Origin of the sequence: Corallococcus sicarius, assembly GCF_003611735.1 — a bacterium.
Lineage (GTDB): Bacteria > Myxococcota > Myxococcia > Myxococcales > Myxococcaceae > Corallococcus > Corallococcus sicarius.
The window spans coordinates 1-588 of sequence record NZ_RAWG01000700.1; the positions used below are offsets into that span (position 1 = coordinate 1).

The window sequence follows — 588 nt, forward strand, 5'->3', positions numbered from 1 at the left end:
CCCAGATTTCGAGCGTGGACGCGTCGAAGGCAACGGGAGCGAACTGGAGCCACACTTCGTCGGGCCCGAAGCGCATGAAGGTATTGCCAAGCACCAGCCGGGTGATGCCCCTATGGGGCACGCAGACTCCCTTGGGACGTCCCGTGGAGCCGGAGGTGAACATGACGTAGGCGAGGGACTCGCCGTCCACATGCACGTCAGGCGCGTGCGTGGGGAGCGCGGAGAGGATGTCTTGCTGCGCGTCCAGCCAGACACGGGTGCCGGTGGTGGGCAGCAGTGAGGCGAAGGGCTGGTGCGTGAGCACCACCTCGACGTCGGCATCCTCCAGGAGCGCGGCGATGCGCTCCACGGGGGCGTTGCGATCCACCGGGACGAAGGCGGCGCCGGCCTTGAGGATGGCCAGCAGCGCCACGAGCAGGTCGAAGGAGCGCTCAACGGCGAGACCGACGCGCGCACCGGGTGTGATGCCGAGCGCGCGCAGGTGATGGGCCAGTTGATTGGCGCGAGCGTCGAGCTGGCCGTACGTCATGGTCACGTCACCCAGGACGAGGGCCACGGCGTCGGGAGTCTGCTGGGCCTGACGCGCGA

1 protein-coding gene is annotated in these 588 nt (G+C 68.7%); it reads right to left on the minus strand.

What is annotated here, in order from left to right; genetic code table 11:
* A partial coding sequence (locus D7X12_RS41775) for an AMP-binding protein (RefSeq protein ID WP_244225112.1) occupies positions 1 to 556 on the minus strand: 556 nt, incomplete at its 3' end.
* Positions 557 to 588: the final 32 nt, after the last annotated feature.